The organism is Belnapia moabensis DSM 16746 (assembly GCF_000745835.1).
In the GTDB taxonomy this organism is placed as follows: Bacteria; Pseudomonadota; Alphaproteobacteria; order Acetobacterales; family Acetobacteraceae; genus Belnapia; species Belnapia moabensis.
In genome coordinates this window covers 1-13,157 of the sequence record NZ_JQKB01000109.1, presented here as the reverse complement: position 1 = coordinate 13,157, position 13,157 = coordinate 1, and the positions used below count along the sequence as shown (strand labels likewise).

The window sequence follows — 13,157 nt, the reverse complement described above, 5'->3', positions numbered from 1 at the left end:
GATCCGCGACGCTCGCCGGAAGGTCTTCCTCATCCTGGACCGGCTGCGGGTGCACCGCGCCCGCCTAGTTCAGGACTGGCTTGCCGGGCACAGCTCCAGGATCGAGGTGCATTACCTGCCGCCCTACAGCCCCGACCTGAACCCAGACGAGGGAGTGAACGCCGACCTCAAGCAGGCGGTCCCGCGCAAGGCGCCGGCGCGCAGCAAGCAGCAGCTGAAACGTGCGGCGATCAGCCATATGCGTAGCCTTGCCAAGCGGCCGCAGCGGATCCGCTCCATCTTTCAGCACCCGCAATTCCGCTACGCCGCGTAGTCAAGACAATGGGGGCCGCCTCAATAGGGACGGACGGCGCGGGTGACCTCGGCCTGTTGCAGCAGCGCGGCGCCGGCCGGGCTGCTGAGCAGGGCGTTCATCCGCTCCACCTCGGGCTGCTGGCCGGCGCACCAGCGGTCATGCTCCTGCCGGGCGGAGCCGAAATCGGGCGCGGCCATGTTGCGGAGATACTCGTCGCGGGCCGCCGTGCCGCCGGCGCGTTCGCGCTGCTCGATCGCCGCGGCCTCGATGCGGGCGGCGCGGTCGAGGGTGGTGACTGAGAGCATCAGGTTGCAAGCTTGGCCGGCACGGATCAGCCGGCCGATGGCCTGGGAGCGGGTGGCCGGGTCGGGCGAATCGAGGCTGGGGGCGGCCGCCTCCGGCGGTGCGGCGCAGCCGAGGAGGAGCAGGAGCGGAATCAGGCCGACACGCATGGCCTGCGATATCGCGCCGCCCGCGGCGCTGTAAACGCCTAACCTTCGGCGGCGAGGAAGGCTTCGACCTCGGTCCGGCGGGGAATCGGTGCCACGGCGCCATAGCCGGTGGTGGAAAGGGCGGCGGCGGCATTGGCGTAGCGGGCGGCGGTCAGCGGATCGTCGCCTGTCACGAAGCGGGCCATGAAGGCGCCGGCGAAGGTGTCCCCGGCGCCGGTCGCATCCACGGCGGCGACCTTGCGGCCGGGGACCAGCACGCGCCCCTCCGGCCTGGCCACCAGCACGCCTTCGGCACCGCGTTTCAGCAGGACGAGCGGGCAGCCGAGGCGGAGGTAGAAATCGGCGATGGCGTCGGGCACGTCGAGGCCAGTCAGCGCCCGGGCATCGTCGAGCGAGGGCAGGGCGATGTCGGCCTGGGCGATCGCTGCGTGGATGACGGCGGCGGCGCGGGCCGCGGGCCAGAGGCGAAGCCGGAGATTGGTGTCGTAGGAGACGCGGACCCCGGCCGCCTTCGCCACGGCGATGGCGTGGAAGGCGGCGTCGCAGGCGTTGGTGGAGATCGCCTGGCTGATGCCGGAGATGTGCAGCAGCTTCGCGGCGCGGATCGCTGCCTCGGGCACGTCCTCCGGGCGGTAGCGGCTGGCGGCGCTGCCGCTGCGGTAGAAGGTGAAGTCGTGGCCGCGCTCGTCATGGGTGACGATGTACATCCCGGTCTGCGCCTCGGGGTGGCGCAGCACCGTCTCGGTCGAGACGCCCTCGCGCTGCCAGAGTGCCATGAAGCCGTCGCCTGGCCTGTCGCGGCCGATGGCGGTGATGTAGCCCACGCTCGCCCCGCTGCGGGCGGCGGCGATGGCGGCGTTGCTGGTGTCGCCGCCCTGGCCCTCGAGGTAGAGGATGCGGCCGTCGGGGCCGGTCGGCTGCTGGTTCAGCTCCAGCATCGGCTCGCCCATGCAGAGGATGTCGGGCATCAGGCTTGCTCGATCCCCATGACCTCATGGGCGGCACGGAGGATGGCCCCCCTGTCGCCGGCGGCGATGCGCGCCTCGTCCACCAGCTTGCCGCCGATGCCGACGAAGGCGGCGCCGGCGGCAAGGTAGGCCGGGGCGTTGGCGGCATCGACGCCGCCGGTCGGGCAGAACTCGACGCCGGGGAAGACGGCGCGGACGGCTTTCACATGCGCGGGGCCGCCGGCGGAGCTGGCGGGGAAGAGCTTCACCACATCGGCGCCGGCGGTGACGGCGGCGCGGATTTCGGTGGGTGTCATGGCGCCCGGCATGGCAGCGGCGCCGGCGGCGCGTGCGAGGGCGATGACGGCCGGGTCGACCCAGGGTGTCACCAGGAATTTCGCGCCGGCGGCGAGGCAGGCCTCGGCCGCGCGCTCATCGGGCACGGTGCCGGCACCGATGAGGAGGCCAGGCTCGCCGGCCAGCTCCTTGATGAGCGCCACGGCATCCGGCGTGGTGAGGGTGATCTCCAGCACCGTCATCCCCGCCTCGCGCAGCCAGGCGCAGGCGGTGACGGCATGGGCGGCGGTCGAGGTGCGGACCACAGGTACCACGCGGGCCCGGCGCAGTACCGGCAACAGGGGATGGCTCATGGCTATGGCGCTCCGCTTCCGCGAGCGCCGTCAGCCGCGGCGCCCGCCCCCATGGGGAGCGCGTTTCGGGACATGCTGCAAGGGGGAAGGGGTCAGGCCCGGCAGGCGGCAAGCATGGCGTCCGCCGTGGTTTCGAGCTGGCGTGCCTCGGCATGGGCCTTCAGCACGGCCTCCTGCGTTTCGGCGAGGCCGCGGGAATAGGCCTGCAGGGAGCCGCCGAGTCCCTCGACCGCGCCGGAGAGAGCGCCCAGCTCGCGCCGCAGCCCGGCGACGGCGACGCGCTGCTCGTCGAGGGCGGCGTCGAGGGCCCGCAGCGCCCGGCGCAGGCGGTCCTCCGGCTTCTCGGGGAAGGGGAGGATGTCGGCGGTCGGGGTCATGGCGAGCACCTCTCGAATGTCTAAGAAAAGGTAAATTGTCTCACCTAAAAGGTAAAGATCTTTAAACGCTATTAAGGGCTGCCGACGCACCGGCCAGTAGGCAGAGCGCCGCGCCAAGGCTGAGCACCCAGCGCAGGCGGAGATAGCCGAGCGGGACGAGGCCGCGGCGGGCGGCGAAGGTCTCCACCGCCGCCGTCGCCAGGATCGCCGAGGCCAGGAGGCTAAGCCCCGGCACCGGCGGCAGCAGCAGCGCTGCCCAGGCGATCAGCGCCGGCACCACGCCGAGGCCGAGGCGCGGGGCGGCGTAGCGTGCCTCCTCCGGTGGGGCGCGGAGGGCGAGGCCCCAATGCACGGCGCCGAGGAAGCTCAGGATCACCATGCCGTAAGCAGCGAGGGCAAAGAGAGCGAAGCCACGCGTCTCCGGCGGCAGCAGCCAGGAGAGCAGTGCCGTGGCGAGGAAGGGCAGCAGGCCGGCGGCGCCGAGCCAGATGGCGGGAGTGGGCATGGGCGTCATTCTGCGCAGATCGGGCCGCAGCGGGCGAGGGCAAGGCCGGGCCTACCGCCCCGGCGTCGCCCGACCTAGAAAGCCCCCATGGCGACATTCATCGAAGTGGCGATCCTCTTCCTGCTGGTGGTCCTGAACGGGGTCTTCGCCATGAGCGAATTGGCGATCGTCTCCGCCCGGCGTGGCCGGCTCGTCGCGATGCAGCGGCGCGGGAGCGCAGGGGCGGAGGCGGCGCTGGCGCTGGCCGAGGATCCGCAGCGCTTCCTGCCGACGGTGCAGATCGGCATCAGCCTGGTCGGCATCCTGGCCGGCGTCTTCGGCGGTGCGCGGCTGGCGGGGCCGCTCGGCGAGGCGCTGGCGGCGATCCCGGGCGTCGAGCCCTTCGCCACCGAGGTCGCCTTCACCCTCGTCGTCCTGCTGATCGCCTATGCCAACCTGATCCTCGGCGAGCTGGTGCCGAAGCAGCTGGCGCTGCGCGACCCGGAGCGGGTGGCCGCCGCGGTCGCCCGGCCGATGACGGTGCTCTCGCGGGTGACGGGGCCGGTCGTCTGGGTGCTGAGCCTCTCCTCGAGCCTCGTCCTTCGCCTCTTTGGCCCGGCGCCGGTTTCCGATCAGGCGGTGACGGAGGAAGAGGTCAAGGCCGTGGTCGCCGAGGGGGCGGAGGCCGGCGTGCTCGAGCATGAGGAGCGGCACATGATCGAGCGGGTGCTGCGACTCGCCGACAAGCCGGTCCGCGCGCTGATGACGCCGCGCAACGACGTCGCCTGGCTCGATCGCAACGCCTCGCCGGGGGACATCGCCGTGGCGCTCAAGGCGCAGGACGTGACGCGCTTCGTCGTCGCCGACCGGCGGATCGACAATGTTGTCGGCGTGGTGGTGGCGAAGGACCTGCTCGACCAGGCGCTGGAGGGGGCGCCGCTCTCGCTCGCCCGCGTGCTGCGCCAGCCGCTGGTGCTGCCGGACAACCTCAACGCCCTCGATGCGCTCGACCGGATGCGGCACGACACCATCGGCATCGCGGTGGTGCTCGACGAATATGGCAGCTTCGAAGGGGTGGTGACGGCCTTCGACCTGCTGGAGGCGATCATTGGCGAACTCGGCCCGGCGGAGACGCCGCAGGCGGCGGGAGACCCGGTGACGCGGAGCGATGGCAGCCTGTTGCTGGAAGGCAGCATGCCGAGCGACGAGCTGCGGGCGCGGCTCGACCTGCCGGAACTGCCCTATCAGGGCAGCTACCACACGGTCGCCGGGCTGATGCTGGCGCTGCTGCGGCGGGTGCCGAAGGAGGGCGACCGGATCGTCTGGGCCGGCTGGCGCTTCGAGATCGTCGACATGGACGGGCGGCGGGTGGACAAGGTGCTGGCGACGCGGGAGGAGGTGGCGGGGGCGGCCTGAGGCCCGCTACTTGCCGGCCTTCCGCGCGATGGGTGCGACGAACTGCGCCTCGGTGTCCCAGGGAGACAAATGTTTCAAAATCCAAGACATTGAAATTGCTGACAAAAATACGTGAGTCACATTCTCGTCATACGTCTCCCATACGTGCCAAAAATTGGCCTTTGAATTGCGGTGCCTCGATGCGGTATGACCCGGTCCCCTCTTACTGGGAGGGTTCATCCCCATGGCCGTGATTCCCAAGCGCTACGACCCCGCAACCTTGCGCTGGTGGGGTGGGCGCCTGACAGTAGACGATCCCGATACCGGCCGGCGGGTGCCGGTAGATTCCATCCAGCCAACCGCCCCTGTCGCTCCACTACCGGCTGCCGCGCAGGCAATCCTAGACGAGAACCCCGACTTGACCCGGGAGCAGGCTGCCGCGTTTCTCCGCATTACGCCCGCCACCCTCTCGGACTGGGCCTCAAAGAAGCGCGGCCCGCCGTATACCGATTTCGGACAGATGGTAAGATATCCCCTGGCAGCATTGGCCGAGTGGAGGGCGCTGCAGATGAAAAACGTCGTGTCCACCACGGAGCCCGAGCCAGTCAAGCGCGGGCGAGGGCGGCCTAGGCGAGAGCCGGTCTGACCGCCATGGGAGGTGCGAGGGGAGAGGGGTTTACGGCCGACTGACTTTCCTTATACGAAGCAACCCCTCAATGGTGACAACAATGGCGCCACCCTCCAACTCCCCTCCGCCACGACCCTCACCGAGGTGATCGACGACGGCAGCATCCCGCGCCGGCACAAGCGGTTCGTGGCGGCAGTCGATGTCGAGGAGGCCAGGACCCGCCCTTGGTGGACCATCGAGGCCACTGAGCGGGAGTTGATGGTATCCGGTGTGCCAGTCATGTGGCGCCGAGCTTCCGCCAGCGTAGTTGACCACCGCATCTTCAACGCGGCGTTTTAGCGCACCCGGATGAAGGACGACTTCTCCGCCATCACGATAAGTCACGCTGTTATTCACGTCGAGCGCAATACTGGAATGGGGTGAACTCAACCGCGCTGCACCGCCGACACCGACAGTGATCCGGTATGCCGCCACAAAAGGTGAACGCCACCGCCGTTGCGCATCTGGACACCTATAATGCTGGCACGCGGTTCGCGAAGGCGGATGCTTCGCTCGACCTCTGCCGGTCCGCATAGTCGGACGAGAGCGCGACCTATACAGCATCGCGTAATGGGAGACGGGTCGCGCAAGGGGCTATGATCTACCTGCCCCGCTCAGTCCTCATCTGCATGCCACAACAGCGCAGCAAGCGCGCCGTCGTGGCGCTCGAATGCGATCCGGCAGCCAAGGACGATCACGAAGCCGCCCTCGCGGTTCCCAGTGTACCACGCTACGGCCAGTTCGCCCGCATCCACCTGACCCAGAGCGGTATCCCGAAGCGCCCGTGACGGCCCGCCAAAGCGCGCTTGAAGTCGCCATGTCCCGGGATCGCCTCCCGGTCCTGGCCGCGCTTGCGGGCCTAATCGGCCTGTCCTGGGCCTACCTCGCCATGATGGTAGGTGGCATGCTCGCCAGGAGGCGCCCGAAGTTTCGCACCGTGTCGCCGATGCCGCACTCGCGCAATGCATGCCAGCAGGTGGCGGTGTTGCAAGCGATGACCGGCTTCCCAGAACTCGGTCATGGCCACCACCCGCGCCAACGGCAGGTCACCCCGGCAGTGCGGCGCTCTCAAAGGGCCTCTGCATCGTGTTGTGGAAAGCCGCGACGCGCCATGCCCCGTCGTCCTTCACAAACACCCGGATGCTCAGTTCCCTGTGCGCAGGCAGCTTCTTCCCGTTTAAGGCCACGAGCCCGCCAAGCTCGTTCAGGACATGGACGAGCGCCACGTCCGGCCGGACGAACCTGACCTTCACGTCGAGCGTCGTCAGAACGGCGCCACCGGCCCTCGTGGCAAAGATGGCCGCCAGCTTCTCCTCGATTTCCATCGACCCTGCGGCCGCCTCCCCGCGGACGGACACGAAGTCGGCGTCCGGCGCGTACATGCGCGTGGCTGCCCTGGCGTCGTGTCTGTTGAAACCGTCAGTCATCTCCGCGACAATTCTCCGAATTGCCTCCTCGTCCTGAGTCATCTCGTCCCCCATGGCGCGGCCATAGCCGAGCGGCCTTTGGTGTCAGGCCCAGCCATCGAACACTTAATCGACGGGCATCAAGTTCGAACGGCGACATCTGCGGCGGCGCGAGATTCCCGGCCGTGGGGCGGTCAGGCCATCGCCAGCACGGAGGTTTCTCCCGAAGCCGCCACCCGCACGGTGGCGCCCGGAAGGTGCTTGTGCATGACCGCAAGGGCGGCCTCGTGCGCCGCCTGTGCGTGCTCGCGGTTGTCGAAGAACAGGACAGTCGCCCCGCGTGTCTGGTCGTCGGCGGAGCGCGAGGCGTAGGCCCCGCGGAACCCCGGAATCTTCTGGGTGGCAGCGACCACCTCCTTGGCGACCGGCACCATGCTGTCGGGGCCGGGGATGTTCTCGGCCTTCCGCACCATGCAGTAGAGCAAATGGTCTTGGCTGCCGCTCTGCGGCGCCACGATGGCGTGCGGTCCGATCGTGCCGTCGAAGCGCTCGGAGGGCTCGTCGAAGCCCGTGAGATTGCTGATCACCCAGGCGCGGATTTTCTCCCGGCTATTCGTCAACGCCTCTGCGCTCTCCCAAACGTGGGGAGCGACGACATCGCCCTGCTCGCTGGCGAATGCCGCGTAACTTAGGAAGCCCTGCTGACCTTTCAGCATCGGGACGAACCCCTGCTGGACCTTCGGTGCCGCCTCGCCGATCTTCCCGGCCATGCCCGCGTAGCGGGCGATGCTGATGTACATTGCGCCTCTCCCTGCCCCGGTGCAGGGCAAGGAATGCTGCTCCCCCAATGTCGTGTGGGTCAACGGTGATGGGAATGGCGGAGGAATTTGAACGGATGGCTGCGGGCACAATGCAGTGTCAGATGGAAGCCGCTAGCACGCCACCACCCACAACGTCCGCGTGTGCTGTTTCGGGTTTAGTTCCCGCGTGCTGCGGCGGCTTAGAGAGTCTAGGCTAACTGCCAGCCGGAGCGCTGACCTTCACCCATCTCAGCGCTCGCGCGGGAGGGCAGAGCCATGTTTGACCTCGACCGGTTCGCGGATGACTGCCGCACCGCGCTTGTTCAGGACCATGGTGAACACCGCGCTGTCCGCGAGGTGGTGGCGCGCGCTGTATCAGACCCCGGCAGCGTTCTGGCCGGTCTTGGCGAACCCCGCCGTGCAGGCGTCCAAAAGCTCTACCATGCCCCCGACTTGACGATCCTCAACATCGTTTGGGGACCGAAGATGACCCTGATGCCGCACGACCACCGCATTTGGGCGGTGATCGGCATCTACACCGGCTGCGAGGACAACATCTTCTGGCGCCGGGTGGAGGGCGGCAAGGTCGAGGCGGCAGGCGCAAAGGCGTTACGCACCGGAGACTGCACTGTTCTGGGCCGGGACATCATCCACTCTGTGACCAATCCCATTCCCCGCCTGACTGGGGCCATTCATGTCTATGGCGGAGACTTCTTCAGCATCGAACGCAGTGAATGGGACCCCGAGACACTGCGGGAGGAGCGCTACGATGTGGCCAAGAACATGCGCCTTTTCGAGGAAGCCAACGCGGCTCTGACCGGAGGGCACTGAGCCAAGGCGCCTAGCGCACCCGGTGAGGGCGGATGTCAGGATCGCCTGTGGTAGGCGATAGCGCTGCGTCCCAACCACACGGTGTTGTAGGTGCGGCAGTGCGTCTAAGCCTGCGTAGGGAGGCGAGCAGCAATGGCGACTGGTGACTGTGGGCAGGCTCGGCTCGGGGCGGAAACTTCCGTCGTGGGCACATGGGAGTTGGTGTCGATGTCGTGGGGCTACCCAGATGGCCGTCTAATCCATCGTGGGGCAGACCGGCTGGACGGATCACCTACGACACCGAAGGTAACATGATGGCCGTGCTCATGCATGAACGTCGCAATGAGGCAGCGGGACAAGGTAGGTCACCGGAAACGCGCTCCCAGTACTCAGCCTATTTCGGGACCTACTGTGTGGATTGGGAGAGCGGGAATCATTAGCCACCAAGTCACCGGCTCTCTCAACGGCGACAATGCATCGGGCGAACTCCGGCGTTCCTTTTGCTTCCAGGGCGCCGACGTGATCCTTGGCTTTACAACGGAGCGAGATGGCGTGCCTATCACGAAGCTCCTCGTGTGGAAGCGATTACCCGCGGGCCTACGGATTAGGTCACGGGCCGCCGGGGTGAATCTGACGCCATGGATAACCCATGACACAGGACGCAGAATCATGACCGCGCGAGACCCGTCCGCTGAACTCATGCGCCTCGCCAACGGCTACCAAGCCACGCAGGCCATCTATGTCGCCGCAACGCTAGGCACTGCCGACCTCCTCGGGAACGGGCCACGCAGCAGCGATGATCTGGCTGGCACGGTGGGCGTCCACCCCGGTTCGCTCTACCGCCTGCTTCGTGCGCTCGCGGCCGTGGGTGTGTTCCACGAGGAGGACGACCGCCGCTTCTCCCTCACACCCATGGGGCAATCCCTACGGTCGAACGCGGACCGCTCCACCGGACCTTGGGCGGAGTTCGTCGGGCGCCCGTATCAGTGGTCGGCTTGGGGCGACCTTCTGTACGGCGTGAGGACGGGTGATACTCCCTTCCGCCACGTCCACGGCACAGACCCTTGGGAGTACCGCTCACGTCATCCCGAGGAGGGCGCCATCTTCGACCGCGCCATGACCGGCATGTCACGGCGGATGGCCCAAGCCACCGTCGCGGCCTACGACTTCTCGTGCTTCGGCTGCATCGTTGATGTCGGTAGCGGCCACGGGGCCTTGCTGGCCACTATCCTCGCCGCGCACCCTTCGGTACGCGGCATCCTCTTTGACCAGCCAGGAGTCGTCTTGGGGCCGGGGGCGGTGCTGCGGGAGGCCGGCGTCGCCGATCGCTGTGAGGTGGCCGGCGGCAACTTCTTCGAACATGTGCCTGGAGGCGGTGACGCCTACCTGCTTAAAACTGTTCTGCACGACTGGGATGATGCTGAGGCGGAAGCCATCCTGATGACATGCCGCCGCGCGATCGGACCGGAGGGGCGGCTGCTCGTGCTGGAGCGGCTGATCCCGCCGCCGAACGAGGACCCCGAGGTTAAGTTCTTCGACTTGTTCATGATGACCGTGACCGGCGGGAGGGAGCGTACAGAGGCGGAGTTCGCGGCTCTGCTCGCCAGGGCAGGCTTCTTCCTAAATGCAGTGGTCCGCACAGGAACGCCGATCTGCGTCATTGAGGGCATACCAGTCTGACACACATCCGAAAGCACCCGCATTGTGGCCGCCGCGGCACGGCAGGCATAGTCGATAGGGCCACCATCGCGGCGGAACTTCTTCTCCTGGGCTGAGGCTGACCTGAGCGGATCGTCGCAATATTCAGAACGGCGGCGGCACCGACGCAACATCACGGCGTTCATGCCCCGCTATGATCCGCACCACCTTGGCGAACGCCACGATCTCCCACACGCGACGCTGGCCGACCTGGGCGCGCTATGCCGCGGCTGCCGCCATCGTCGCGGCTGCCTTCCTGCTCCGTCGGGCCGCCGATCCGATCCTGCCACAGGGCTACCCCTACCTGTTGGCCTTCGTGGCCGTCTTGCTCTCTGCCGCCCTGTTCGACCACGCCACAGGCCTCCTCGCTACCGGGCTCTCCGCGGCGCTCGCCGCCTACTTCTACCTGCCGCCGGTCGGCAGCCTCGCCGTGCAGAACCAGGGAGATATCGTCGGGTTGGGACTGTTTGGCGCTGTCGGGGCGGTGATCTCGCTGATCGTTGAGACGCTGCACCGGGCTCTCGCTGACCGCCAGCGGGCGCTCGATGACCTCGCCCGGTCGAACGTCGAACTCAGGCGCTCGGAGGAGCGGCGTGGGCTGCTGCTGCGCGAGTTCCGCCATAGAACCCGCAACGACCTGCACTCGCTGGTCGGGCTCCTGCGCCTACGCGCCCGAGCCGCTCCCTCCGATGCCGCGCGGGAGGGACTGCGCGAGGCGGCCGAGCATGCCATGGCGCTCGCGCGCGTCCACACCCACCTTGCTGGGACCGACGGTGCGGGCGGCGCCGACGAGGAGGCGGCCGTTGTCAACACGCGTCGCTTTATCGAGGGTCTGTGCGCTGACATCATAGCGGCGCAGATGGGCGACGGCTTGCGCCCGGTGGCGCTGGTGACCGAAGCCGAGGCGCACACGCTCGACACCGAGCGGGCCGTACAGCTTGGCCTTGTGGTGAACGAGGCGGTGACTAACGCTCTCAAATATGCCTTTCCCGAGGACCGGGCCGGGACTGTGCGGGTATGCTTCGCGCGCGAGGCGGAAGAGTTCGTCTTGACCGTGGCCGACGACGGTATTGGTCTGCCCGCCGAGGGTGAGTTGCTGGGGGCGCCGCCTGGAACGCCCCCGCACGGCTCGGGCCTGGGCACACGGCTCCTGCGCGCATTGGCGGCGCAGCTTCGCGGCACCTTCTCACGCCACCCCGGCGAGTGCGGCCGGGGAACGGTCGCCGGGCTGCGCTTTCGGGCCGCACCGCCCGGGTCACCTCACTGAACCAGCATTGCCGGCACGCTGGGCCGCCGAACCCGTCATCGGCCCGGTGGTCTAGAGGGGACTACCGTCGCGTATCGGCGTGAACGTTGCCCTGCCGGTCTTTGCGCATGAATAAGGGCGCCAGACCTGCCAGACCCAAGAGGCCGATCCAGCCCCAATCGAAATCATCGTCGCGGTCGTCCGCGCGGGTAGCGGTGCTGGCCGGCGGGGTGGCTGTTGTGGTCTGGGCAAGTGCCGTACCGGCTGTAAGGGCAGCGAGCAGTGCCGCCGCGAGGATGCGAGTATGCATGGGTGCTTCTCCCGGTGTTCCGCCTGTCGCGGACGAAGGAGAAAACGCCATTCAAAGTGGATCGTTCCGAGGGATGGCGGAAACCTGAGGCGGCAAAGCTGGCTGGCTACATTGATCTCAATGAGCCCATACCTGCACCGACGGAACAACGGTACGCGGCCATAGCTACAGCCGGCTTTCTCGGCCGCCGCCGAGCGAGCGATACGGTAACCTTAGAAGACGCTACGGCCGCAGCGACAGCTTCGGTGCGAACCGCTTATGCAGGCGTCGGATTTTCCGATGCTGCGCATACCAAGCGGGGAACCGCCACAGGACAAGCAGGATCGCTGCCAAACCTACAGCTACCGTCAAAGCTGCTTCCAAGTTAGGCACCGTCTGATCTCCGGGCTTGGCCACTGGCACCCCAGCCGTTGGGGTAACACATCTCGGTTCCTCCTTCTCGTCTGAGCTAAAGCTACCTGCTAGTCACGGGACCGAAACATTTCGCAGAGTTTAAGAAGGCAGTGTGCCCGTTACTCAATCACGGTGCGGACATTCACCGTGACGGGATCGCATCCAACTCCTTGGGTCTGCGATAATCTGGTCGGGAGTGGCAATGATGACCGCGCTGGACCGGATACTTGTTGGATTTGCCGTAGTTCTGCTGGCTGTCGCCTTGGCTTTGGTGTTGGACGGCACTATGGCACCGATGTCCCTGTAAGGCTCGTACGGCAACCCGGCCCATCCTGTTCCAGAACAGCCCTCCAGCCACGCTCCTGGCAACTCGGCAAAGTGGCAGGGTGGATGCGGCAGCCGGAAGGGCCAATCGGACGAGGGACCATGTTGGCCAGGGCTGGCTGGACCCCTCCCGCCTATGAGGCGTTCCGCTATTGCCTAGCGGCCCTGTCCGAGCCACTGGTGCAGATTCATCGCAGCGCGAAGCCCGTCCGCCGACGCCCGGGGTTTGGCTGATCTATGAGGAAAGTCAGGCAAAACCCTGCCAAGGCTCCACGCGCCTTTATCACTGTGCCAAAGATGCCTGGGCAGTTGGCCAAGCGCTGCTCGTCCAGTTTGGAGGACGCTGGCAGAACCGTGACAAGTTTTCTGTGAAGTAGGGCCTGTCGTTTGCGAAGTGGTGGGGCTGATCCATCCGAGATGATGATGCCATCCTTGCTTCGGCTGGCGAGCCTCGGCGCAGATAGTTTTTTGGCAATCCGTCCTCGACCGATCTGGGCCAAATCAACCCCGCGGGAACGCAGTTTCCGTGCGGCCGTTCGCGTAGCGTCGTACCGAACTTTCGGTAGACGGACTCTTTTCTTGGATATGGCAGGATACATCATCAAGCCGCACGATGGTGATCGACCGATCGAAGAACCGTGCAGGTGTGAGGTTTGCAGCTTCGAAGCCGTCCGGGCGGAGGCTCTGGCTGCCGCACGCAGTCTTCTCACAACGAAGGTTTGGGCAGGCAAGATGCTAGACGGCCAGCGGTTGGAACTTTGGGACGATGCAGGGCGGATGCTGGCGACGATTTGGCTTTCTGAGGAGTGACCAGTAGGCCAGCGCCGAAAGGTGATCCGGGGATCGACGACTGGAAGCGCTGATAGCGAAATGCCGCAAGACCATGGAAGCTGCGACTGCGGG

General features: G+C 66.9%; 17 protein-coding genes. 9 read left to right on the top strand and 8 right to left on the bottom strand.

Features of this window, described 5'->3' with window-relative positions; all coding sequences use genetic code 11:
- The coding region (locus tag EP26_RS27035; protein WP_043343581.1) for an IS630 family transposase at positions 1–313 on the top strand (313 nt) is incomplete at its 5' end.
- A 20-nt stretch (positions 314–333) separates the two neighbouring features.
- Here EP26_RS27035 and EP26_RS27030 read toward each other — a convergent pair.
- The 5 genes from EP26_RS27030 to EP26_RS27010 form a co-directional block, all read right to left on the bottom strand.
- Complete coding sequence (locus tag EP26_RS27030; RefSeq protein ID WP_043343579.1) at positions 334–747, bottom strand: hypothetical protein; 414 nt, start codon at positions 745–747, stop codon at positions 334–336.
- Positions 748–785: 38 nt separating this feature from the next.
- Positions 786–1,715, bottom strand: coding sequence for a sugar kinase (locus EP26_RS27025; protein WP_043343578.1), 930 nt, complete (start codon positions 1,713–1,715; stop codon positions 786–788).
- On the bottom strand, positions 1,715–2,344 hold the full coding sequence (locus EP26_RS27020; protein WP_043343576.1) for a bifunctional 4-hydroxy-2-oxoglutarate aldolase/2-dehydro-3-deoxy-phosphogluconate aldolase: 630 nt from the start codon (positions 2,342–2,344) through the stop codon (positions 1,715–1,717). The genes EP26_RS27025 and EP26_RS27020 overlap by 1 nt, the downstream gene beginning before the upstream one ends.
- 92 nt (positions 2,345–2,436) lie before the next feature.
- A complete protein-coding gene (locus EP26_RS27015; RefSeq protein WP_157033831.1) occupies positions 2,437–2,721 on the bottom strand; it encodes a hypothetical protein in 285 nt (94 codons plus the stop codon).
- A gap of 61 nt (positions 2,722–2,782) precedes the next feature.
- Positions 2,783–3,226 (bottom strand): DUF3429 domain-containing protein, encoded by a 444-nt coding sequence (locus EP26_RS27010; protein WP_169747510.1) that lies wholly within the window; start codon positions 3,224–3,226, stop codon positions 2,783–2,785.
- Positions 3,227–3,313: 87 nt separating this feature from the next.
- Here EP26_RS27010 and EP26_RS27005 point away from each other — a divergent pair, with 87 nt between their 5' ends.
- From EP26_RS27005 to EP26_RS26990, 4 genes are all read left to right on the top strand, one after another.
- Entirely contained in the window at positions 3,314–4,621 is a 1,308-nt protein-coding gene (locus tag EP26_RS27005; RefSeq protein WP_043343570.1) for a hemolysin family protein, read from the top strand.
- A 223-nt stretch (positions 4,622–4,844) separates the two neighbouring features.
- Positions 4,845–5,246 (top strand): helix-turn-helix domain-containing protein, encoded by a 402-nt coding sequence (locus tag EP26_RS33860; RefSeq protein ID WP_043343567.1) that lies wholly within the window; start codon positions 4,845–4,847, stop codon positions 5,244–5,246.
- A 126-nt stretch (positions 5,247–5,372) separates the two neighbouring features.
- Positions 5,373–5,567 (top strand): hypothetical protein, encoded by a 195-nt coding sequence (locus EP26_RS35555; protein ID WP_157033830.1) that lies wholly within the window; start codon positions 5,373–5,375, stop codon positions 5,565–5,567.
- A gap of 296 nt (positions 5,568–5,863) precedes the next feature.
- Positions 5,864–6,055, top strand: a complete 192-nt coding sequence (locus EP26_RS26990) for a hypothetical protein (protein ID WP_043343562.1) — start codon at positions 5,864–5,866, stop codon at positions 6,053–6,055.
- Positions 6,056–6,313: 258 nt separating this feature from the next.
- Here the strand turns inward: EP26_RS26990 and EP26_RS32570 are convergent, their stop codons facing one another.
- Both EP26_RS32570 and EP26_RS26980 read right to left on the bottom strand, forming a co-directional pair.
- Complete coding sequence (locus tag EP26_RS32570; RefSeq protein ID WP_052389739.1) at positions 6,314–6,748, bottom strand: SgcJ/EcaC family oxidoreductase; 435 nt, start codon at positions 6,746–6,748, stop codon at positions 6,314–6,316.
- Positions 6,749–6,867: 119 nt separating this feature from the next.
- Positions 6,868–7,473, bottom strand: coding sequence for a hypothetical protein (locus tag EP26_RS26980; protein WP_043343560.1), 606 nt, complete (start codon positions 7,471–7,473; stop codon positions 6,868–6,870).
- Between the two features lie 276 nt (positions 7,474–7,749).
- Here EP26_RS26980 and EP26_RS26975 point away from each other — a divergent pair, with 276 nt between their 5' ends.
- The 4 genes from EP26_RS26975 (at position 7,750) to EP26_RS26965 (ending at position 11,248) form a co-directional block, all read left to right on the top strand.
- Entirely contained in the window at positions 7,750–8,304 is a 555-nt protein-coding gene (locus EP26_RS26975; RefSeq protein WP_043343557.1) for a cysteine dioxygenase family protein, read from the top strand.
- A 191-nt stretch (positions 8,305–8,495) separates the two neighbouring features.
- Positions 8,496–8,723 carry a lipocalin-like domain-containing protein gene (locus EP26_RS38750; protein WP_084113036.1) on the top strand — a complete coding sequence of 76 codons (228 nt, stop codon included), beginning with the start codon at positions 8,496–8,498 and terminating at the stop codon, positions 8,721–8,723.
- A gap of 229 nt (positions 8,724–8,952) precedes the next feature.
- Complete coding sequence (locus EP26_RS26970) at positions 8,953–9,963, top strand: methyltransferase (RefSeq protein ID WP_043343556.1); 1,011 nt, start codon at positions 8,953–8,955, stop codon at positions 9,961–9,963.
- 172 nt (positions 9,964–10,135) lie between these two features.
- A complete protein-coding gene (locus EP26_RS26965) occupies positions 10,136–11,248 on the top strand; it encodes a DUF4118 domain-containing protein (protein WP_052389738.1) in 1,113 nt (370 codons plus the stop codon).
- A gap of 61 nt (positions 11,249–11,309) precedes the next feature.
- On the opposite strand, the gene EP26_RS26960 is transcribed toward EP26_RS26965, so the two are convergent.
- Positions 11,310–11,537, bottom strand: a complete 228-nt coding sequence (locus EP26_RS26960) for a WGxxGxxG family protein (protein ID WP_043343553.1) — start codon at positions 11,535–11,537, stop codon at positions 11,310–11,312.
- Positions 11,538–13,157 lie beyond the last annotated feature (1,620 nt).

Coding starts and splice junctions, on each gene's coding strand:
- EP26_RS27030 (WP_043343579.1), bottom strand. CDS start 747: ATGCGTGTCGGCCTGATTCCGCTCCTGCTCCTCCTCGGCTGCGCCGCA.
- EP26_RS27025 (WP_043343578.1), bottom strand. CDS start 1,715: ATGCCCGACATCCTCTGCATGGGCGAGCCGATGCTGGAGCTGAACCAG.
- EP26_RS27020 (WP_043343576.1), bottom strand. CDS start 2,344: ATGAGCCATCCCCTGTTGCCGGTACTGCGCCGGGCCCGCGTGGTACCT.
- EP26_RS27015 (WP_157033831.1), bottom strand. CDS start 2,721: ATGACCCCGACCGCCGACATCCTCCCCTTCCCCGAGAAGCCGGAGGAC.
- EP26_RS27010 (WP_169747510.1), bottom strand. CDS start 3,226: ATGCCCACTCCCGCCATCTGGCTCGGCGCCGCCGGCCTGCTGCCCTTC.
- EP26_RS27005 (WP_043343570.1), top strand. CDS start 3,314: ATGGCGACATTCATCGAAGTGGCGATCCTCTTCCTGCTGGTGGTCCTG.
- EP26_RS33860 (WP_043343567.1), top strand. CDS start 4,845: ATGGCCGTGATTCCCAAGCGCTACGACCCCGCAACCTTGCGCTGGTGG.
- EP26_RS26990 (WP_043343562.1), top strand. CDS start 5,864: ATGATCTACCTGCCCCGCTCAGTCCTCATCTGCATGCCACAACAGCGC.
- EP26_RS32570 (WP_052389739.1), bottom strand. CDS start 6,748: ATGGGGGACGAGATGACTCAGGACGAGGAGGCAATTCGGAGAATTGTC.
- EP26_RS26980 (WP_043343560.1), bottom strand. CDS start 7,473: ATGTACATCAGCATCGCCCGCTACGCGGGCATGGCCGGGAAGATCGGC.
- EP26_RS26975 (WP_043343557.1), top strand. CDS start 7,750: ATGTTTGACCTCGACCGGTTCGCGGATGACTGCCGCACCGCGCTTGTT.
- EP26_RS38750 (WP_084113036.1), top strand. CDS start 8,496: ATGGGAGTTGGTGTCGATGTCGTGGGGCTACCCAGATGGCCGTCTAAT.
- EP26_RS26970 (WP_043343556.1), top strand. CDS start 8,953: ATGACCGCGCGAGACCCGTCCGCTGAACTCATGCGCCTCGCCAACGGC.
- EP26_RS26965 (WP_052389738.1), top strand. CDS start 10,136: ATGATCCGCACCACCTTGGCGAACGCCACGATCTCCCACACGCGACGC.
- EP26_RS26960 (WP_043343553.1), bottom strand. CDS start 11,537: ATGCATACTCGCATCCTCGCGGCGGCACTGCTCGCTGCCCTTACAGCC.